The 18,830-nt window shown below is 60.7% G+C and carries 20 protein-coding genes and 3 tRNA genes; 22 read left to right on the top strand and 1 reads right to left on the bottom strand.

What is annotated here, in order from left to right; all coding sequences use genetic code 11:
- Positions 1 to 115: 115 nt before the first annotated feature.
- The gene (locus ACT8II_RS03695; protein WP_294158565.1) at positions 116 to 316 is read right to left on the bottom strand and encodes a DUF6019 family protein; all 201 of its coding nucleotides are present in this window, start codon (positions 314 to 316) and stop codon (positions 116 to 118) included.
- Between the two features lie 163 nt (positions 317 to 479).
- Between ACT8II_RS03695 and ACT8II_RS03690 the strand changes: the two genes are divergently transcribed.
- From ACT8II_RS03690 to ACT8II_RS03585, 22 genes are all read left to right on the top strand, one after another.
- A tRNA-Ile gene (locus ACT8II_RS03690) sits at positions 480 to 555 on the top strand.
- A gap of 188 nt (positions 556 to 743) precedes the next feature.
- Positions 744 to 818, top strand: a tRNA-Val gene (locus ACT8II_RS03685).
- A gap of 69 nt (positions 819 to 887) precedes the next feature.
- The gene (gene abc-f, locus ACT8II_RS03680; protein ID WP_294122163.1) at positions 888 to 2,897 is read left to right on the top strand and encodes a ribosomal protection-like ABC-F family protein; all 2,010 of its coding nucleotides are present in this window, start codon (positions 888 to 890) and stop codon (positions 2,895 to 2,897) included.
- Positions 2,884 to 3,180, top strand: coding sequence for a hypothetical protein (locus ACT8II_RS03675; RefSeq protein WP_118653847.1), 297 nt, complete (start codon positions 2,884 to 2,886; stop codon positions 3,178 to 3,180). The genes abc-f and ACT8II_RS03675 overlap by 14 nt, the downstream gene beginning before the upstream one ends.
- 8 nt (positions 3,181 to 3,188) lie before the next feature.
- A complete protein-coding gene (locus ACT8II_RS03670; protein WP_294158572.1) occupies positions 3,189 to 3,872 on the top strand; it encodes a site-2 protease family protein in 684 nt (227 codons plus the stop codon).
- Between the two features lie 51 nt (positions 3,873 to 3,923).
- Complete coding sequence (locus ACT8II_RS03665; RefSeq protein WP_294122156.1) at positions 3,924 to 4,730, top strand: segregation and condensation protein A; 807 nt, start codon at positions 3,924 to 3,926, stop codon at positions 4,728 to 4,730.
- Complete coding sequence (gene scpB / locus ACT8II_RS03660; RefSeq protein ID WP_294158574.1) at positions 4,731 to 5,402, top strand: SMC-Scp complex subunit ScpB; 672 nt, start codon at positions 4,731 to 4,733, stop codon at positions 5,400 to 5,402.
- A complete protein-coding gene (locus ACT8II_RS03655; RefSeq protein WP_412108191.1) occupies positions 5,395 to 6,213 on the top strand; it encodes a pseudouridine synthase in 819 nt (272 codons plus the stop codon). The genes scpB and ACT8II_RS03655 overlap by 8 nt, the downstream gene beginning before the upstream one ends.
- A gap of 11 nt (positions 6,214 to 6,224) precedes the next feature.
- Positions 6,225 to 6,905: a (d)CMP kinase gene (cmk, locus tag ACT8II_RS03650; RefSeq protein ID WP_118653851.1), complete on the top strand. Its 681-nt coding sequence runs from the start codon at positions 6,225 to 6,227 to the stop codon at positions 6,903 to 6,905.
- Between the two features lie 2 nt (positions 6,906 to 6,907).
- Positions 6,908 to 7,645, top strand: a complete 738-nt coding sequence (locus ACT8II_RS03645; protein ID WP_317440039.1) for a lysophospholipid acyltransferase family protein — start codon at positions 6,908 to 6,910, stop codon at positions 7,643 to 7,645.
- A complete protein-coding gene (locus ACT8II_RS03640) occupies positions 7,645 to 8,496 on the top strand; it encodes a 4-hydroxy-3-methylbut-2-enyl diphosphate reductase (protein ID WP_294158576.1) in 852 nt (283 codons plus the stop codon). Before ACT8II_RS03645 ends, ACT8II_RS03640 begins: the two co-directional genes overlap by 1 nt.
- On the top strand, positions 8,496 to 9,902 hold the full coding sequence (locus ACT8II_RS03635; RefSeq protein ID WP_443813018.1) for a DUF512 domain-containing protein: 1,407 nt from the start codon (positions 8,496 to 8,498) through the stop codon (positions 9,900 to 9,902). Before ACT8II_RS03640 ends, ACT8II_RS03635 begins: the two co-directional genes overlap by 1 nt.
- Positions 9,903 to 10,325: 423 nt before the next feature.
- The gene (der, locus tag ACT8II_RS03630) at positions 10,326 to 11,663 is read left to right on the top strand and encodes a ribosome biogenesis GTPase Der (protein ID WP_443813017.1); all 1,338 of its coding nucleotides are present in this window, start codon (positions 10,326 to 10,328) and stop codon (positions 11,661 to 11,663) included.
- Between the two features lie 3 nt (positions 11,664 to 11,666).
- Entirely contained in the window at positions 11,667 to 12,365 is a 699-nt protein-coding gene (gene plsY / locus ACT8II_RS03625; protein ID WP_118653854.1) for a glycerol-3-phosphate 1-O-acyltransferase PlsY, read from the top strand.
- On the top strand, positions 12,358 to 13,374 hold the full coding sequence (locus ACT8II_RS03620) for an NAD(P)H-dependent glycerol-3-phosphate dehydrogenase (RefSeq protein WP_199588906.1): 1,017 nt from the start codon (positions 12,358 to 12,360) through the stop codon (positions 13,372 to 13,374). Before plsY ends, ACT8II_RS03620 begins: the two co-directional genes overlap by 8 nt.
- A 76-nt stretch (positions 13,375 to 13,450) precedes the next feature.
- Positions 13,451 to 14,128, top strand: a complete 678-nt coding sequence (rpe, locus tag ACT8II_RS03615; protein ID WP_443813016.1) for a ribulose-phosphate 3-epimerase — start codon at positions 13,451 to 13,453, stop codon at positions 14,126 to 14,128.
- Between the two features lie 3 nt (positions 14,129 to 14,131).
- The gene (locus ACT8II_RS03610; protein ID WP_118653857.1) at positions 14,132 to 15,295 is read left to right on the top strand and encodes a cysteine desulfurase family protein; all 1,164 of its coding nucleotides are present in this window, start codon (positions 14,132 to 14,134) and stop codon (positions 15,293 to 15,295) included.
- Positions 15,296 to 16,102 carry a Nif3-like dinuclear metal center hexameric protein gene (locus tag ACT8II_RS03605; RefSeq protein WP_118653858.1) on the top strand — a complete coding sequence of 269 codons (807 nt, stop codon included), beginning with the start codon at positions 15,296 to 15,298 and terminating at the stop codon, positions 16,100 to 16,102.
- Positions 16,099 to 16,812: a zinc ribbon domain-containing protein gene (locus tag ACT8II_RS03600; protein ID WP_294158587.1), complete on the top strand. Its 714-nt coding sequence runs from the start codon at positions 16,099 to 16,101 to the stop codon at positions 16,810 to 16,812. The genes ACT8II_RS03605 and ACT8II_RS03600 overlap by 4 nt, the downstream gene beginning before the upstream one ends.
- Before the next feature lie 3 nt (positions 16,813 to 16,815).
- Positions 16,816 to 18,000, top strand: coding sequence for a bifunctional phosphopantothenoylcysteine decarboxylase/phosphopantothenate--cysteine ligase CoaBC (gene coaBC / locus ACT8II_RS03595; protein ID WP_294158591.1), 1,185 nt, complete (start codon positions 16,816 to 16,818; stop codon positions 17,998 to 18,000).
- Positions 18,001 to 18,059: 59 nt separating this feature from the next.
- Positions 18,060 to 18,136: transfer RNA gene (locus ACT8II_RS03590), tRNA-Pro, on the top strand.
- 112 nt (positions 18,137 to 18,248) lie between these two features.
- Positions 18,249 to 18,830 (top strand): CDP-alcohol phosphatidyltransferase family protein (locus ACT8II_RS03585; RefSeq protein ID WP_443813015.1); only part of this gene is annotated, 582 nt, incomplete at its 3' end.

Here is an 18,830-nt window from a genome sequence, read left to right as displayed (position 1 = left end):
AAGCCACTCGAACTCACCCTCGATTTCGAGATACCCCAGAAGGATGCGGACGCCCTTGAGGATTTGCTGTAAACCTTCGATCCGCTGTCTTTGCTTGAGGATGCGGTCGCAGGGTCTAGGCGTCTTTGGAGTTGGAATTGGTAAGACTATTGATGCCACCGATGTCGCGAAGTGCTTCTTTGATACCGTTCTTTACTGCGGCCTTACTGAGGAAATAGCCCACTGCGAACAGCATCGCAATGGGTAAGAGCGCAAAGAGCAAGCCAGGTAACGGGGCCAGTTCTGACGGAACCATGCCATTTCCAATCTTCTGCATTGCCACTCAATTGACGTCATAGTCCCCAGGAAGAGGGGTGTGCGGGTCTCGAGGCCATAATCGCGCGTTGAATGCGACGGCGGCGCATGATAGTATCTATCGACGGGTCACGGCATTTGGGAGCGATTCTTTTTCTCATCGAAGCCGTCGTGGCACTGCATACGGGCTCTTGGCGCAACGGTTAGCGCAGGGGACTCATAATCCCTGGGTTCTGGGTTCGAATCCCGGAGGGCCCACCATGAAACCTAAGGTCAGGCCGCGTGCCTGGCCTTTTTGGTTTACGTGTGGAATTCAGCTTCGTATCTACTGGTGTCGATCGGCGTCTGGTTACGGCTGGGGCCTTCAGCGCGACTCTCTCCGGGCTTTTCAAATTACCTCTTGCACTAAGGCTCGCATCCATGCTAGTATTCTCCTTGCTGAAAAGCACGGGCGATTGGCTCAGGGGTAGAGCATATCCTTCACACGGATGGGGTCACAAGTTCGAATCTTGTATCGCCCACCATCAAACATTTAAGGCTCCAGGGAACTGGAGCCTTTTTGCTATCACGCGCATGTGCAAAGTGAGGTTGACATGATTCTCCTGGTCGACAAGATCGAGAAATCGTTCGGTTCCCGCACCCTCTTCACCGGGGCTACGCTACAGGTGAACGCTGGTGAGCGCTACGCGCTGGTCGGCCCCAACGGTGCAGGCAAAACGACCCTCCTCAAGATCATCATGGGCCTCGACAACCCCGATGCCGGATCCGTGACCTTCGCAAAGGACACAAATGTCGGCTATCTGGAGCAGGAGACCAAGCTCGCCGGTGCCACCTCCATCATCCGGGAGGTTATGGACGCTGCGATCGAAATCAAGACGATGGGGGAGCGCGCCGAGGAGCTTCAGCTCAAGATTGCCGAGGCCGGAGAGTCTGGCGAGGTCCCTCAGGCCATGCTTGACGAGTATGGTCATGTGCAGGACCGCTTCGAGCGTTTGGGTGGCTACGAGCTCGAGAGCAATGCGCGTCAAATTCTCGCTGGACTGGGTTTCAAGCCGACCGATTTCGAGCAGCCCTGCTCGGAGTTCTCCGGCGGCTGGCAGATGCGCATCGCGCTGGCAAAATTGTTCTTGCGCCACCCCGATGTCCTGCTGCTCGACGAGCCCACCAACCACTTGGACCTCGAAAGCGTCCAGTGGTTGCGTGGTTTCATATCGGCCTACGAGGGCGCCGTGCTCATCGTCTCCCATGACCGCGCCTTCATGGATGCCTGTGTGGATCACGTTGCGGCACTTGAGAACCGCCGCATCACCACCTACACCGGCAATTACAGCTCCTATCTCAAGCAGCGAGAGGACAACCTCGAGCAGATGCGCGCCAAGCGCGCCGCGCAGGAGCGCGAGATCGCCCACATGCAGGTGTTCGTCGATAAGTTCCGCTACAAGCCCACCAAGGCCGCGCAAGCGCAAGAACGCATGCGCCGCATCGAGCAGATCAAGAGCGAGCTCGTCATCCTTCCCGAGGGCCACAAGCACGTGAACTTCAAGTTCCCCGATCCTCCTCGCTCCGGCGATATGGTTATCAAGCTTGAGGACTTCTCCAAGCGCTACGGCGACAAGGTCCTTTATGAGGATGCAAACCTCACACTGTACCGCGGTGACCGTGTGGCCCTGGTGGGCCCAAACGGAGCGGGCAAGTCGACGCTTCTCAAGATGCTCATAGGGCAGGAGGCCCCAACCACTGGCACGCGTACGCTCGGCACCCATGTGGGCGTGGCGTATTACGCCCAGCATCAGCTCGAGGGGCTCAAAGAGGGCAACACCGTCCTTCAGGAGATCGACTCGGTCGCCCCCACCTGGACCGTTCCGCAACAACGCAGCCTGCTTGGCGCCTTCCTCTTCGCCGGCGACGATGTCGACAAACGCGTCGGAGTCCTCTCCGGCGGCGAGCGCGCGCGTCTTGCGCTCGCCAAGATGCTGGTCGCTCCCGAGGCACTCCTGTGCCTGGACGAGCCCACAAACCACCTCGACATCGACTCGGTCGACATGCTCGAAAACGCCCTCAAGAGCTTCCCCGGCACTATTGTGCTCATCTCGCACGACGAGCACCTCGTCCGATCGGTCGCCAATCGTGTTGTCGATATCAGGAACGGCAAGATGACCGTCATCGACGGTGATTACGAGTATTACCTCTACAAGCGAGAGGACTTGGCGCAGCGCGCAGCGGAGGGTCACCTGCCCGTCACGCCGTTACCAAGCAAAGCTCCTTTAACCAATGTTGAATCAACAGCCGAGCCCGTACGCGAGGGCAAAAAGACCAAGGAACAGCGTCGGGCAGAGGCGGCGGCACGCGCCGAGCTTAATCGCCGACTCAAGGGAACCAAGGACAAGCTCAAGAACGTCGAGGCTGCGCTCGAGGTCAAACGTGCCCGCTACGATGAGCTCATGGAGCTGATGGCGAGCGAGGAGTTGTACGCCGACCAAGAAAAGTTCAGCGCGGCGCTCGGGGAATACAACGCCCTCAAGCAGGAATTGCCCGACTTGGAGGACGAATGGCTCGAGCTTTCGACCATCATCGAGGAAGAGACTGCTCGTGGATGCGCGTAAGGCTGGTGCCATCGCCCTTTCCGTCATCGGGTTCGCCTGTCGCGTCATCGCATGCGCCCTGTGCGCACTGACCGTTGCGCTCTGCTTTAACGGCGTTGCCGCAAAACTCAACATCGTGACCTTCGTGGTCGAGCTCACCCAGGCGCTTCCCGCGATGATTTCGGGCTATGGGCTCATCGCCACCCCCTTTGGCGGCGTGTTCCGCTTCGACTTCGCCTGCATGGCCGTCGCGTTCTTCGTCATCGATTACCTCTGCGTCCGCATCTCTCGGGCGCTGCGCTAGGAGACCTCATGAATGTCCCGTATTTGCTGAGCCTTCTCACCAGCGCGCTTGCGCTGATCGTCGGCATCGTCGTCCACGAGAGTGCCCACGCCCTCGCGGCCTATGTGCTCGGAGACAGGACCGCCCGGTCCCAGGGAAGGCTCTCCCTCAACCCGCTCAAGCATATCGATCCCTTTGGAACGGTCTTACTTCCATTGATCATGATTCTCGCCGGAGGTCCTGTCTTCGCGTTCGCCAAACCCGTTCCGGTCTATCTGAACAACCTCAAGCATCCGCGCCGCGATGAGGTCCTCATATCGCTTGCTGGCCCAGCGTCCAATATCCTGCTTGCCGGAATCGCGGCGCTCATCTTGCGCGGCATCCCCGGTGCCACGCTCATGGATCCCTACAGCGGTGCGGTTGTCAATGCGGTTATTGGCTTTGCCTTTACGAGCATTTCCGTCAACCTCTCCCTTGCGTTTTTCAACCTCATCCCGCTGCCCCCGCTCGACGGTTCGTCGATCCTCGTTCCGTTTCTCAAAGGACGCGCGCTGCAGACGTACTATGAGATCCAGCGCTACTCGATGCCCATCCTCATCGTGGTGCTCTACATCCTTCCCAGCCTTGTGCATATCGATATCTTGGATTGGTATTTCTCTTTGACGGTCGATCCCCTGTACCTCTTGCTCGTCCGCTTCGCGCTCGGGATGTAGTGCGCTAAACTAATTTCTGTATGTGCATGCGCGATGAGAAGGGGGAGTTTGGTGTCCTATCGCGTTTCCACGCAGGGCTACTCGGGCCCCTTCGACTTGCTGCTGCAATTGGTGACCAGGCAAAAGGTCGATATTGGATCTATTTCCATCGCAGAGGTCGCCGAGCAGTACTTGGCCGAGGTCGAGCGGATCGAGGCACTTGACCTCGATGTCGCGAGCGACTTTCTGCTCGTTGCCGCGACCTTGCTCGATATCAAGGCGTCTTCTCTCGTTCCCGATGACGAGCACCCGAATTCCCGCGACGACGCAGATCTCGATGATGAATTCGAGGGGCTCGACGGCGACGCGCTACGCGAAGTGCTCATCCAGCGTCTCATCGCCTACAAGCAGTTCAAGGGCGCTGCTGCGGCCCTTGGCGCGCGTATGGAGTCCGAGAACCGCATGCATCCCCGCGTTGCCGGTCCCGATCCAGAGTTCTTGAACCTCATGCCCGACTACCTCGCCGGCATCACGTTGAGGGGCTTGGCGGTCATCTGCGCGGACTTGGACGGTAAGCGCGAGACCTTCCTGCTCGAAGCCGAACACGTCGCTCCGCACCGCATTCCCATCGAGCTCACCGTCGCCTCGGTCGATCGGGTTACCACGGCGCGTCCCCATATGACGTTCAGGGATCTGCTCGACGGCGATGCCACCACCGAGCAGATCGTCGCCACGTTTCTCGCCATTCTCGAGCTCGCCAAGCGCGGATCGCTCCTGCTTGAGCAGGATGAGAACTTCGGCACCATTCGCATCGACCGTGTTGAGGGCGCGCCCGCGTACCACCCCGATGACGGCTCCCTCTTTGACGAGGAGGACTAAATGGACAACTTGGAATCACTCGCCGAGAACTCACTGAAAGGCGCTCTCGAGGCGCTCTTGCTCGTCTCGAGCGACCCGGTGAGCGCAAGCCAACTCTCCGCGGTGCTCCACGTTGCGCCCGGCGAGGTCGCCTCTCTGCTGGCCGAGCTCAAAGTCGAGTATGAGGAGGCGAACCGCGGCTTTCAGCTCCGTGAGGTCGCCGGCGGATGGCGCTTGTTCACGCACCCCGCCTTCCATGAGCAGGTTGAAGCGTTCGTGTTGTCTTGGGACACCCAAAAGCTATCTCAGGCCGCGCTGGAAACGCTCGCGGTCATCGCGTACCACCAACCCGTCACACGCGAAATGGTCAAGGGCATTCGCGGCGTCAACTCCGACGGCGTCATCTCGTCACTCGTCGACAAGGGTCTAATTCGCGAGATGGGACGCGACCCCCAGCGGGGCCAGGCCATCATCTATGGAACGACCAATGCGTTTTTGGAGAAGTTCGGCCTGCGCAGCACGCGCGATCTGCCCGATCTTGAGCAGTTCGCCCCCGATGAACAGGCGCGTCAATTTATCCGCGAGCGCCTCTCGGGCCGCTCCATCCAATCGACGCTCGATGAGGTCGATGAGGACCTCGAGGAGGAGCGTGAGCTCATCGATGGGGACGTCGACGAGGATTTCGATGTGTAGCGAGCAGGGGCCGAACCGAAATACCGCGAAGGTCCACCCCGATGACGAGCGCCTCGTACCCATGCGCTTGCAGCGTTTTCTCGCGCGCGCCGGCGTGGCGAGTAGGCGAGGATCGGAAGCGCTCATGACAGCCGGCCGTGTTCGCGTTAACGGCGAGGTCAAGACCGAGCTCGGCACCAAAGTCGATCCCGCTCGTGACGCCGTCACCGTCGACGACGTCCCCGTGGTTCTGGGTCTCGGCGCGGCATATATCATGCTCAACAAACCGGCAGGGGTATTGACCACCATGAGCGATCCCCACGGTCGCCCCACCGTCGCGAATCTCGTTCCGCGCCACGCATACCCGGGTCTCTTTCCCGTTGGGAGACTCGATATGGACACCACGGGGCTGCTTCTGTTCACCACTGATGGCGATCTGGGCCAAATGCTTTTGCATCCATCCCATCACGTGTGGAAGACCTACGTGGCCCTGGTGGACGGCGAGCTGGATGACGGCGACCTGGAGATGCTGAGGCACGGCATCACGCTCGATGACGGACCCTGTCAACCCGCCCGTTGCCGTCTCATAGGCAAGCGTGAGGCTCACGAGGTCGCGCCTCGGGGAATACCGCACGGTACTTCGGCGGTCGAGATCGCCATACGCGAGGGTCGTAAGAACCAAGTCAAGCGCATGCTTTCCAAAGTCGGACATCCGGTTCTCAGGCTCCACCGCGCGCGTTTTGGTGATCTCGACCTCGGCGATTTGCCCTCGGGGTCTTGGCGCGAATTGACCGAGTACGAAGTTTCGCTCCTCACCAATGGACTCAAGTAGAAGGAGAACAAATGATCATCGCCATCGACGGACCAGCCGGATCTGGTAAATCGACGATTGCCCGAGAGGTCGCATCGCGGTTCGGCTTCTCCAAGCTCGATACGGGAGCCATGTATCGCTCCGTGGCCTTGGCCGCGCTTCGTCGCGGCATCGACCTCGCCGATGTCGATGCGGTCGCCCAGCTCGCACGCGACATACACATCACGTTCGGTGGCGAGTCGCACGGAAACGTATCGGTCTTCGTCGATGGCGAGGACGTGAGCGAGGCCATTCGGACGCCCGAGGTCGATCGCAACGTATCCGCTGCCGCTGCGAACCCCGGCGTCCGCAGCGCCATGCTCGATCCCCAGCGCCGCTTCGCCCTCGATCGCGACGTCGTGGCGGAAGGTCGCGACATCGGAACGGTCGTGTTTCCCGCGGCTGAGCTCAAGGTGTTTCTCACCGCCGACCCCCGTGAGCGCGCGCGTCGCCGTGTGCTGCAGCGTCATGAGGGCGAGCACGTTGACGAGGCCCAGATCCAGGCGGAAGTCGAGCAGACGCTCGCGGACATCGAACGCCGCGACGCACTCGACTCCCAGCGCGAAACCGCTCCTCTGGTCTGCGCCGACGATGCGGTACGCATCGATTCCACCAGCTACACCATCGAGCAGATCGTGGACAAGATCGAGCAGCTCATTGCGGAACGGAGATAGGCGTGGCAGACGAGGCTAAGAAGGAAGAGCGTTCGGGCGCTTGGCACTATGACGCCCCCATGGCTGAGTTTCCCCTGCATGAACGCATGATCTATACATTCGTCATGGCTGTCCTCTGGGTCTTTTCCAAACTCATGTGGCGTTGGCGAGTCGAGGATGCCGAGAAGCTCCACGGATCTGATGGATCGAGCGCCGTCATCATTTGCAACCATACCTCCATGGCCGAAGTGCTGCCCATCATCACGCATGAATGGGCGGCGCATCGCAGGGTCCGTCCCATTTTCAAATCGGAATTCAACAAGGCGGGCATCGTCCGCTGGGCGTTCGCACTGGCGGGCGGCATTCCGGTCGACCGCGGGGAAGCCGATATGAGTGCCCTTCGCGCCGCGCAACATGCCTTGCAGCGCGGAGAAGACGTGTTGATTTTCCCTGAGGGGACGAGGATTCGCACGGACGACCAGCCCGTCGAGGTGCATGGCGGCTTTGCCTTGATCGCCCAGATGGGCAAGGCACCCGTCGCGCCTATGGCCGTCTGCGGTTTCCGCGACATCACCCCTGCGGGCAAGAAACTCATGCGACCCAAGAAATGCTGGCTCCGTGCAGGCGACCAGGTGTCTTTTGCCGACGCGCCCGAGGGTCTTAAGCGCCGTGAGCGCACCCAGTGGGTCGAGGACGAAGCTGTTCGCAGGATGTACGCCATCCGCGACGAGCTTCGCCGCGAGCATCCTGGGAGGTACTAATGGCCGATCTTCGTATCGAGGTCGCTTCCCACGCCGGCGTTTGTTACGGCGTCGAGCGGGCCCTCAAGCTTGCCGCACATGCCGCCGAAAGCGCCCGCGGATCCGTCACGACGCTCGGCCCCCTCATTCATAATCCCATCGTCGTGCGCGATCTTGAGTCCGCCGGCGTGAAAGGCGCTCAGACGGTTGATGAGGTGGAGTCGGGCACGCTCATCATCCGTGCCCATGGCGTGGTTCCCCAGGTCATCGACCAAGCTCGAGCCAAAGGGCTCGAGGTCCTCGACGCCACCTGCCCGTATGTCAAGAAAGTCCACATGGCTGCCGAGAAACTCGTTCGCGAGGGGTACCAACTCATCGTGGTGGGGGAGAGCGGCCATCCCGAGGTCGAGGGGATTTTGGGCCACGCGGGGGATGCCGCACATGTCGTCTCGACGCCCCGTGACCTCGATGGGGTCGACCTGGCGCGCAAGGTGGGCGTCGTCGTGCAGACGACTCAAACTCCCGCCAATCTCGCCGCTATCGTGAGTGCCCTCGCGCTGCGCACCATGGACCTGCGCGTGGTCAACACCATCTGTTCGGCTACGCAGGAGCGCCAGGACAGTGCAGCCGAACTCGCGTCCCGCGCCGATGTCATGATCATCATCGGCGGGAAGAACTCGGGGAACACGCGCCGGCTCGCCGAGATCTGCATGGATCGCTGCCCTCGCACGCACCATATCGAGGACTCCTCCGAAATCCAGCGCACATGGTTCGAAGGAGTCGCGCTTGTAGGCATCACCGCTGGCGCATCGACTCCCGGTGCCCATATCGATGCTGCGCTCGCCTGCATAAACCGCCTTTTGGAGCCCTAATGGACAAGCCCATGGTCACGGGTCCCACGGTGCCCTCATATGCGGGTACCGTCGCTCCGTACGCCCTATCAAGAGAACCTTCTTCTGGCGGAGCGCTCGTGCTTTCCGTCGCTTCCGATTCCCCGGCATACGATATCGGCCTCGAGCCTGGCATGCGCGTGCTCAGCGTCAATGGCCAGCCACTGACCGATATGATTGTCTGGTTGTGGGAGACCGAAGATGTCGAGGCGGAAATCGAGGTCTTCGACCCACGCGACGGTACCGTGGCCACTGCCGTCATCGAGCGATTCCCCGGAGAGGAGTGGGGTGCCGATTTCGATGGTGTGGTCTTTGACGGGATGCGCACCTGCGTGAACGCATGCATCTTCTGTTTTATGAACATGCTGCCCAAGGAGAGCCGCTCAACCCTCACCATGCGCGACGACGATTACCGTCTGAGTTTTCTACAAGGCAACTTCGTCACGCTCACCAACATGTCCGACCATGAGGTTGACGACGCCATCGACAAGATGCTGTCCCCCATGAACGTGAGCCTCCACGCAATCAACCCCGATTGCCGCCGTAAGCTCATAGGTCGCAACGCCGCGCGCGGCATCGAGGTGCTCGAGCGTTTTCTCGATGCGGGTATAGAGATCCACGCCCAGATCGTCCTGTGTCCCGGCATCAACGATGGCGAAGAGCTCTTGGCCACCCTCGATTATGTTGAGGCGCGCCCCGGCATCACGAGTCTGGCAATCGTGCCCCTGGGATTTACCAAACATCAGCATCGCTTTACCGCTTCCTACTCCGATGACGTCGAGGCGTCGCGCGCCGTGGTCCACATGCTTGAGCCGTTTCAGGAGCGCGCCCGCGCTACGCGCGGCAACACGGTGTTCCAACTCGCCGATGAGTTCTACATCGACGCCGAACTTCCCGTGCCGCCCGCAGAGGCCTACGACGGGTTCCCGCAGTTCTACGATGGCATCGGCATGCTGAGGAGCTTCCTCGATGAGGTTGAGGAGCTGAGGAGAAGCCGACCTGAAGACATAGCGAGGGCGGGGGAGAGACTGATTTCAGCGGACAAACGCGTCCTCATCACCTGCGGAGAGGCGGCTCAAAGCACCTTCGACGAGTTCTGCCGACTCTTTACTCCCGCCGGCCTGATGAGTACGCACGCCATCAAGAACGAATACTTCGGCGGCAACGTCAACGTGACGGGTCTCATCTGTGCGTGCGACCTACTCGGACAGCTACCGAGGGACCTCTCCAACATCGAGGTCCTCATCCCCAACGTGATGTTCAACTACGACGGACTCACCCTCGACGGACAAAGCCGCGAGAGCGTCACCGAAGAGCTCATCGCCCGCGGAGCCATCGTCCGCTACGCCACCCCCGCGCCGAACCTCATGCTCGATACGCTGCTCTAACCCACCGTTCCGCTGCCGGCTGGCATATCATCCCGTGCTCGGACAATCCTGGCTCGCACGAAGGGTCCACAGGACCCTTCGGCTCGTGCGGAACTGCGTATCGTTTGTCGTAGCCCGCGCTCGCACCCATATCGTCCCGCGCGCAGTTCGCGAAGCGCTGTTTGAGCACGGGATGATATGGGTGCGAGCGCGGGGGGTGGGATGGAATGTCAGCTTCGATACGTCTACGGTTCACCAAGACTTGTATTCAACGCGAGCGAAAGTAGGGGCTCAAAGCCCTGAGGCCTGGACATATTCTCGTAGGGCGTTTTGTGGAGCGAAGCGGAGCCACACCCGAAGAGATTATGTCCAGGCCGCTGGCGTGCGTGCCCGTACCGAGCGCATGGTAAGATTCTTGCAGTTCTGACTACTCAAGGAGTACGTATGTCCCGACCTATCGTCGCGATCGTCGGCCGCCCGAACGTGGGCAAGTCGACGCTCGTCAACCGTATCGCCCAGACCTCCGACGCCATTGTTCACCAGAGCCGTGGCGTGACGCGCGACCGCAGCTATCACGTGGCCGATTGGAATGGCCGCGAGTTCATGCTCGTCGATACCGGCGGCATTGAGCCCATGAAGAGCGACGACGTCTTTGCCACCTCCATCCGTGACCAGGCCCTCGCCGCCGCCGAGGAGGCTGCCGTCATCCTGTTCGTCGTTGATGGCTCCATTGGCGTCACTGAAGAGGATGAGAGCGTCGCGCGCATGGTGCGCAAGCTCAAGAAGCCCACGTTCCTGCTCGTAAACAAACTCGACAATCCCGCTCGAGAGAACGACAATCTGTGGGAGTTCTACTCTTTGGGCGTGGGCGACCCGGTCGCCGTGTCCGCCCTGCATGGCCATGGCACGGGTGACCTGCTCGACGAGGTCGTCGCCCTACTGCCCGAGGACACGGGTGATGAGGACACGGAGCCCGACACCCTGCGCGTCGCCATCATAGGCCGCCCGAACGCCGGCAAGTCCTCGCTGTTCAACAAGATGATCGGCAACGACCGCTCCATCGTGAGCAACGTCGCAGGCACCACGCGTGACGCCATCGACACGGTGGTCGAACGCGATGGCAAGCGCTATCGCATGGTCGATACCGCCGGCATCCGCAAGAAGAGCACCGTTTACGAGAACATCGAGTACTACTCCATGGTGCGCGGTCTGCGTGCCATCGATCGCGCCGACGTCGCGCTGCTCGTCGTCGACGCCTCCACGGGCGTCACCGAGCAGGACCAGAAGGTCGCTAATCTTGCCATCGAACGCGGGTGCGCCCTCGTGGTGCTTCTGAACAAGTGGGATCTGCTCAAGGACGACTATGAGCGCGAGGCCGTCATGGAGACGGTCAATCGTCGTCTCACCATGGCACCGTGGGCCGAGTACCTGCGCATCTCCGCCCTCACGGGTCGCTCCGTCCACAAGATCTGGGACATGGTCGACGGCGCCGCCGAGCGCCGTGCCTCTCATATCACCACCTCGCAACTCAATCGTCTGCTCACCGATATGCGTGAGTTTGGCCACACCGTCTCCGACGGCAAACGCCGCCTCAAGATGCATTACGTCACGCAGACCGGCGAGAAGCCCCCGGCGTTCACCTTCTTTGTCAACCATACGGATCTCGTGAGCGACAACTACAAGCGCTACATCGAGAACCGCATGCGCGCGACCTTTGATTTCAAGGGCACGCCGATCCGCCTGCGATTCCGCGCCAAGAAGAGCGACAAGGACAAGGAGTAGCAGATGGCAGGCGTCCCCATTCACCCGTGGCTATTCCTCGGGTTCTGCTGTCTGCTTAACTACGCTCTCTGCGGCATCCCCTTCGGTAAGATTTTCGCAAAGAGTCTTGCCCACGTTGACCTGCAGAAGGTTGGTTCGGGCAACATCGGTACGACGAATGCCCTCCGCGCGGGCGGTCCCAAGGTTGCCGTGCTCACCCTTTTGTGTGATGTCTTGAAGGGCGTCATCTGTGTCAACCTGTCGCTCATCCCGCTTTCGGGAGTGCTCGGGCCATTCGGCGTCGAGCGCGCGGCGTTCTACCCGGGCGGCTCGCATGACTACGTTATTGCCGTGCTCGCCCTCTCGTGCGTCATCGGCCACATGTTCAGCTTCTACTTGCACTTCAAGGGCGGCAAGTCAATCGCCACGGGGGTCGGTGTGCTGTTTGCGATCAACGTGCCTTGGGCGCTGCTTCACTTAGGCATTTTCATCGTCCTCGTCGCCATCACTAAATTCGTGAGTGTCGGCTCGATTGCCACGGCCGCTCTCGTCGGCGTCACGGCGTGCATGCTCTTCCCCCAGGCCTCCCTTACCTTCAAACTCATTATGGGATTCCTCGGGCTTCTCGTCGTATGGGCCCACCGCGGCAATATCAAGAAGCTCATGAGTGGTAGGGAATCGAAGCTCTCACTAAGCAAACGCGTCGACAAGATGGATGAGTGACATGCACATTGCACTAATTGGAACAGGCTCATGGGGCACTGCCATGGCGGGGCTCGTTGCCTCGAATGGCAACTCCGTCACCATGTGGTCCTACGACCTGGACCCCGTGACCGAGATCAACGAGCGCCATACGAATGAGTGCTTCCTCAAGGACTTCAAGCTGCCCGAGACGGTCACGGCCACGAACTCACATGATGAGGCACTTGCAGGTGCGGATGCGGCCATCTTCGCCGTGCCGTCTGCGTTCCTGCGCGGCGTTGCCCGCGACTGCGCGCCCTTCATATCCGATGCGCTTCCCGTGCTCTGTCTCGCTAAGGGTATCGAGCTGGGCAGCGGACTGCTCATGAGCGACGTCATCGCCAGTGAGATCGGCCATCCCGAGCGAATCGCGGCCCTTTCCGGCCCTAACCATGCGGAGGAGATCTGCCGCGGTGCCCTTTCCGCCTCGACGATTGCCTGCGAGAGCACCGAGATAGGGGAATTCTTCAAGGAACTCACTTTAAGCCCGTCTTTTCGTGTGTACCTCTCCTCGGACATGGTGGGCGTGGAGTTGTGCGGTGCCATGAAGAACGTCATGGCCATCATCTGCGGTATCGCCGCTGGATCCGGCATGGGCGACAACGCGCTCGCGCTCATCATGACGCGCGGGCTGGCCGAGATCAGCCGCTTGGTACACGCCTGCGGCGGTGAGGCGATGACCTGCATGGGCTTGGCGGGTATGGGGGACCTCATCGTGACCTGCACGTCCCAGCACTCCCGCAACCGCACGTTCGGTGAAGCGTTCGCCCACGGCGAGACACTCAAGGAGTACCAGGACCGCCGCCGCATGGTGGTGGAGGGCGCTGCCGCAGCGCGCAGCGTCAGCGAGCTCGCCCGTAGCAAGGGCGTCGATGTTCCCCTCACCTTCGCACTCGAAAAGCTCCTGTATGGGGGAGAAACGATCGAAAGCGCCCTTGCGGCCCTCGTAAGTCGCATCCCCAACGAAGAGTTTTACGGCCTTGAGGACTAAATGACGGCTCTTGGGTGGTGCAGTTGGGAACGGGCCCCTTTTGCACCACCCCCCCAGGATCTCGAAAGGAATCACCATGTCAGCCATCAAGATCTCGCCCTCAATCCTCTCCGCCGATATGGCCAACCTCGCGCGCGACTTGGACCGCATCTCGTGCGCTGACTATATCCACGTCGACGTTATGGATGGGCACTTCGTCCCCAACCTCAGCTATGGCACGGCCATCGTCAAGGCCTGCAAGTCCACAACCGACATTCCACTCGACGTCCATCTCATGATCTCGAATCCCGATGACACGGTCGACTGGTACATCGACGCTGGGGCGGACCTCATCACCGTGCACTATGAGGCATCAACCCATCTTCATCGCACCATCTGTCACATTAAGGATCGTGGCTGCAAGGCGGGCGTCGTGCTCAATCCCGCCACGCCCGTCTCTGTTCTTGAAGACATCCTCGACGACCTCGACATGGTGCTCCTCATGAGTGTGAACCCCGGGTTCGGAGGCCAGAAGTTCATCCCCCGCACGCTCGACAAGCTCCGCCGCCTGTCCGCGATGTGCCGCGAGCATGGCGTTAATCCCCTCATCGAGGTGGACGGAGGCATCGGGTCGGGGAATGCCGAGGAGGTCGCCGCCGCAGGCGCAACCGTGCTCGTCGCCGGCTCCGCCGTATTCGGCGCTTCCGATCCCGCGGCGGCCGTCGAGGCCATTCACCATGCCGGCGAACTCGGATACGCGAAGATTGGTGCCTAGAAGATGCCGCCTCAGAAGTACGTCAACCTCGATTACGCCGCCTCGACTCCCATGCGACCCGAGGCGATCAAGGCCCAACAGGCATATGATTCCTCGCCGCTCGCGGGCGTCAATCCCAACTCCCTCCATTCGCTTGGGCGACAAGCGGCGATTAAGCTCGAGGACTGTCGCCGCACGATCGCCCACAGCCTTGGCGCACGGGTGCGATCCAGCGAGATCATCTTCACCGGGGGAGGAACGGAGGCAAACGTCCTCGCACTGCTCGGCATTCCGGATGCCGTGCGACAACGTTGGCGCACGCGCACGCGTGTCATCGTCTCGGCAATCGAGCATGATTCCATCCTGGACAACATCGCTTCGCTTCGGGCTTCCGGCTTTGAAGTCGATCTTGTCAAGCCCGATCGAGCCGGTCGAATTCTTCCCGATGCACTTGCGGCGGTGATGGGAGACGATGTCGCCCTCGTGTCAGTGATGATGGCCAATAATGAGACGGGCGTCGTGCAGCCCATAGGCGAACTCGCCCGCGTTGCACACGCACATGGCGCACGCATCCACGTCGACGCAATCCAAGGCTGGCTCCACACGCCATTCGATGTCAACGAGCTCGGGGTCGACGCGCTTTCCCTTGCGGGCCACAAGATCGGCGGACCCGTCGGAATCGGTGCGTTGTACCTCAAAACCAGGACGCCCATTCGGGCCCGTTCCTTTGGCGGAGGCCAGGAGGTGGGGCTCAGGCCCGGCACGCAGGATCTGCGCGCCATCATAGCGCTCTCTGCAGCCACTTCTGCGCTGCTTCCCAATGTTCGTACCGATGCCGTTCGCGTGGGCATGATGGCGAATAAGCTCTACGCGGCACTTTGCGAGCACCCCCGTATTCACGCGACGATGGGGGATTGGAGCACCATCGATCGACTTCCCGGCATCGTGAGCATCTACGTTGAGGGCATGGACTCCGAAGAGCTCATCCTCCAGCTTGATGGTCGCGGCTTTGAGGTCTCCGCCGGCAGCGCATGTTCGAGCGGGAGCCTTGATGCCAGTCACGTCCTGCTCGCCATGGGGGTTCCCCGCGAAGATGCCCTCGGCTCGCTTAGGATCTCGTTTGACGATCGCGTCGACGAGCGCGATCTCGATCGCTTTGCCCGTGCCGTGTGGGAAGTGGTGGGATAGATGCTCGTCAGTGAACTTCTTTCGTACCTACTCGATAGGTTCCCACGTGAGGACGCCGAAGCTTGGGATCACGTTGGTCTTTCCGTCGGAGATCCCGATGCTGAGGTCAAGGGGGTCGCCTGCGCGCTCGATGCCACGGTCGACGCGATTTTTCGTACCGCTGAGTTGGGAGCTAATGTCTTACTCACGCATCACCCTGTGTACATTTCCGCTCCCGATTGCTTCGCGCCCGCCTCGTCCGTGCGCCCAAGCTCGTCCGCCGCGGTGTACGAGGCGGCGCGTCATGGCGTGAGCGTTATTTCCCTCCACACTAATCTCGATCGTTCCAAGGAAGCACGCCAGGCCCTTCCCGCCCTTATGGGCCTGAGTGCCTTTTCCTCACTCGAACATGTCACCGAACCCGATGTGCCTGGCCTTGGAGCCGTTTGCGAAATCGAACAAACCTTTTTGGGTGATTTCGCGTCTACCGCTCAAAGCGTCTTCGATACGAGTGCCCATGTTTGGGGCGATGCCGCCTCTTCGGTCTGTCGCGTTGCTTTCATGGGAGGTTCGCTTGGTGATTTCGGTGAGCAGGCACTCGCGTGCAACTGCGATGTCGTTGTCACCGGTGAACTCGGTTACCACCGGGCGCAAGACCTTGCGCTCCGTGGGCTTTCTGTTGTCCTACTCGGTCACGACCGATCCGAGCAACCGTTTTGCCGCATACTTGCCGATGCGACCGCGAACGCAGGTGTCGCCCAAGACCGTATAGATATCATTCCGCTCCCACACCAGTGGTGGGTGCCTACACAAGGAGGATGCGCATGAGCATGGGTTCCGACCTTCTCAAACTTCAGGAGACCGATCTCGAGCTCGAACGTGAGCGCATCGCGCTCAATAATCTGCCGCTCATCGCGGAGCTCGCGAAGAAGCGTTCGGCCCACGCAAAACTCAAGGCAGAGGCCACGCGCCTGCTCGCCGCGCGCAAGGACGCCCAAATCGCCTTGGACGATCTTAATGAGGCCGAGCGTGCATGTCACGAGGCGGTGGAGGCAGCCCGGACACGTCCCATCGACGCCAGCGACCACCGTGCGCTCCTCGATCTTGAGGAGGAGCTCTCGCTTATTGCCAAGCGTCTCGATAAGATCGAGTTCGATCGACCTGCTGCACGTCAAGCCCTTGCCCTTGCACGGGAGCGTGAGCAAAAGCTCTCCGATTACATTGCGCGGTTCGAGGCTTCGATCATCGAGGACACCAAGGCCGCCCGTTCTCAAGCGGCCGATTTGCAATCCTCAATCGACGAGCTGATACGCCGGCGTGAGCATTTGCTGGGTCGCTTGCCCGAGGACGTTCGCGATCTGTACGAGCGCGGGCTCAGCAGGTTCAAAGGGCTTGCCGTCGAGCGCATCGAGGGCAATGTCCCCACCGTCTGCCGCACCGCGCTTCAGCCCGCGTCCATGGATGCCCTGCGCCATGCCCGCGACATTGCCGAATGCCCCTACTGTCATCGCATCATCGTGCTTGATTGCGAGGAGTAGCCCATGGCGAAAACGGTCTTGGTCTGCGTCACCGGATGCATCGCCGCATACAAGTCCTGTGAAATCGTGCGTGGACTCCAGAAGGCGGGTGTTCGCGTCAAGGTGTGTATGACGGAGCATGCGACCTCTTTTGTGGGGCCGACGACGTTTCGCGCGCTCACGCATGAAGAGGTCGCCGTCGATTTGTTCGACAATCCGTCCGACCCCATCCACCATATCTCACTCGCCAAAGAGCCCGATGCCGTCCTCATCGCTCCGGCCACGGCGAACGTGATCGCGAAGATCGCGCATGGAGAGGCCGACGATCTGCTCACCACGACCGTCTTGGCCTGCAACGCGCCGGTTGTCGTGGCGCCTGCCATGAACGTAGGCATGTGGCAGGCGGACGTCACACAGCGCAATATCGCCGCGCTCGAGGAGCGCGGATACGACATCGTCCGCCCGATCTCCGGATACCTCGCCTGTGGAGACTCGGGCGAGGGAAAGCTTGCCGATGTCGAGGATATCGTCGCTCGAGCCTTGCTCGCCCTTGAAACATCCGAGGCGCTCGAGGGGGAGCGGGTCCTCATCACCGCCGGAGGGACCCGCGAGGCCATCGATCCCGTGCGATATATCGGGAATCGCTCGAGCGGCAAAATGGGACACGCCCTCGCGCGGGCGGCTCATGCAATGGGAGCCCATGTGACCCTGGTGACGGCAGCTGCAGGCCTATCGATTCCCTTCGGCGTAGAGGGCGTTCATGTGGAGAGCGCGGCACAGATGCACGCCGCGGTGAGCGAGCGCTTTGATGCATGCTCGATGCTCATCTGCGCCGCCGCCGTCGCCGATTACACCCCGGCGCATCCCGCCGATCAAAAGCTCAGCAAGGCTGATGGCGAGCTCAAGCATATCGAGCTCATCAAGACCCAGGACATTCTCGCCGATATGTCAGCTCGTAAGGGGAACCGCATCGTTGTCGGCTTCGCCGCTGAAACCAACCACCTTGCCGAGCGTGCGCACGCCAAGCTCGCTCGCAAAGGTTGCGACGCCATCGTCGCCAACGACGTCTCCCGTGCCGACTCGACGTTCGGTTCAGATACGAACGAGGTGCTCTGGGTTACGCCCGACATGGCGGACCCCCTGCCATGCATGGGCAAACAGGCCCTCGCATTCGAACTGCTCAAGCGCGCACAGGCACTAAAATCTTAGGAAGTTGCAAATTTATCCTTGCATCTATGCCGAGCTTTGGGTAAAGTACTTCCTTGCTTCGGGACGTAGCGCAGCTTGGTAGCGCACTTGCATGGGGCGCAAGGGGTCGCTGGTTCAAATCCAGTCGTCCCGACCACGGAGCATGAGAGGGCGGCCTTATGGTCGCCCTTTTTCATTTGCGGAAGGCTTATCCGGTCGTAAAGCGGGTATCATCCTCCCAGTGTCTATATCGTTACAAGGAGTCGCGCGTGGCTGCTGGCAAGATTCGGAAAAAGATCAAGAAGGAGCTCATCGGCACCTCCGATTACCCTTCTAACAAGATCTTCACCATCTCCAACTTCATTACGTTCACGCGCCTTATCCTCACCGGTGTCTTCCTCTTCCTCTTCGTTACCGATTACAACCGCTATGTCGCACTCGTCATCTACGCCGTCGCCGCCTCGACCGACTGGCTCGACGGTCAAATCGCTCGCATGACCAAGACGGTCAGCTGGCTTGGGAAAATGCTCGATCCCATTGTCGACCGTGCCCTGCTGTTTTGCGGCGTGGTTGGCCTCGTGGCTCGCCATGAGCTGCCCTTATGGATCTGCCTTGCCATCGTTGGGCGCGACATCTATCTGTTCCTCGGCAATTTCGTGGTCAAGCGCTATCATCGTCGTCCCATCGACGTCGTCTTCATCGGCAAGCTCGCGACCGCGTTGCTCATGAGCGGCTTCACGCTTATGCTCCTGGGCCTTCCCGTCCTCGATGGCATGGGCATCGTTTCCAGCTCCATCACCTGGTTGCCCGGCCTCAATGGTGAGGCGGTGCCCCTTGGCATGTACTTCGTA

It is taken from the genome of Collinsella sp., assembly GCF_052346665.1.
Classification (GTDB): Bacteria; Actinomycetota; Coriobacteriia; order Coriobacteriales; family Coriobacteriaceae; genus Collinsella.
Note: the sequence above shows the minus strand (reverse complement) of the source record. Positions and strands in the feature narration are given on the sequence as shown.

Bases quoted from the DNA above. Each gene is read 5' to 3' on its own strand.
- ACT8II_RS03695 (WP_294158565.1), bottom strand. From the start codon at position 316: ATGCAGAAGATTGGAAATGGCATGGTTCCGTCAGAACTGGCCCCGTTA.
- abc-f (WP_294122163.1), top strand. From the start codon at position 888: ATGATTCTCCTGGTCGACAAGATCGAGAAATCGTTCGGTTCCCGCACC.
- ACT8II_RS03670 (WP_294158572.1), top strand. From the start codon at position 3,189: ATGAATGTCCCGTATTTGCTGAGCCTTCTCACCAGCGCGCTTGCGCTG.
- scpB (WP_294158574.1), top strand. From the start codon at position 4,731: ATGGACAACTTGGAATCACTCGCCGAGAACTCACTGAAAGGCGCTCTC.
- ACT8II_RS03655 (WP_412108191.1), top strand. From the start codon at position 5,395: ATGTGTAGCGAGCAGGGGCCGAACCGAAATACCGCGAAGGTCCACCCC.
- cmk (WP_118653851.1), top strand. From the start codon at position 6,225: ATGATCATCGCCATCGACGGACCAGCCGGATCTGGTAAATCGACGATT.
- ACT8II_RS03640 (WP_294158576.1), top strand. From the start codon at position 7,645: ATGGCCGATCTTCGTATCGAGGTCGCTTCCCACGCCGGCGTTTGTTAC.
- ACT8II_RS03635 (WP_443813018.1), top strand. From the start codon at position 8,496: ATGGACAAGCCCATGGTCACGGGTCCCACGGTGCCCTCATATGCGGGT.
- der (WP_443813017.1), top strand. From the start codon at position 10,326: ATGTCCCGACCTATCGTCGCGATCGTCGGCCGCCCGAACGTGGGCAAG.
- plsY (WP_118653854.1), top strand. From the start codon at position 11,667: ATGGCAGGCGTCCCCATTCACCCGTGGCTATTCCTCGGGTTCTGCTGT.
- ACT8II_RS03620 (WP_199588906.1), top strand. From the start codon at position 12,358: ATGAGTGACATGCACATTGCACTAATTGGAACAGGCTCATGGGGCACT.
- rpe (WP_443813016.1), top strand. From the start codon at position 13,451: ATGTCAGCCATCAAGATCTCGCCCTCAATCCTCTCCGCCGATATGGCC.
- ACT8II_RS03610 (WP_118653857.1), top strand. From the start codon at position 14,132: ATGCCGCCTCAGAAGTACGTCAACCTCGATTACGCCGCCTCGACTCCC.
- ACT8II_RS03605 (WP_118653858.1), top strand. From the start codon at position 15,296: ATGCTCGTCAGTGAACTTCTTTCGTACCTACTCGATAGGTTCCCACGT.
- ACT8II_RS03600 (WP_294158587.1), top strand. From the start codon at position 16,099: ATGAGCATGGGTTCCGACCTTCTCAAACTTCAGGAGACCGATCTCGAG.
- coaBC (WP_294158591.1), top strand. From the start codon at position 16,816: ATGGCGAAAACGGTCTTGGTCTGCGTCACCGGATGCATCGCCGCATAC.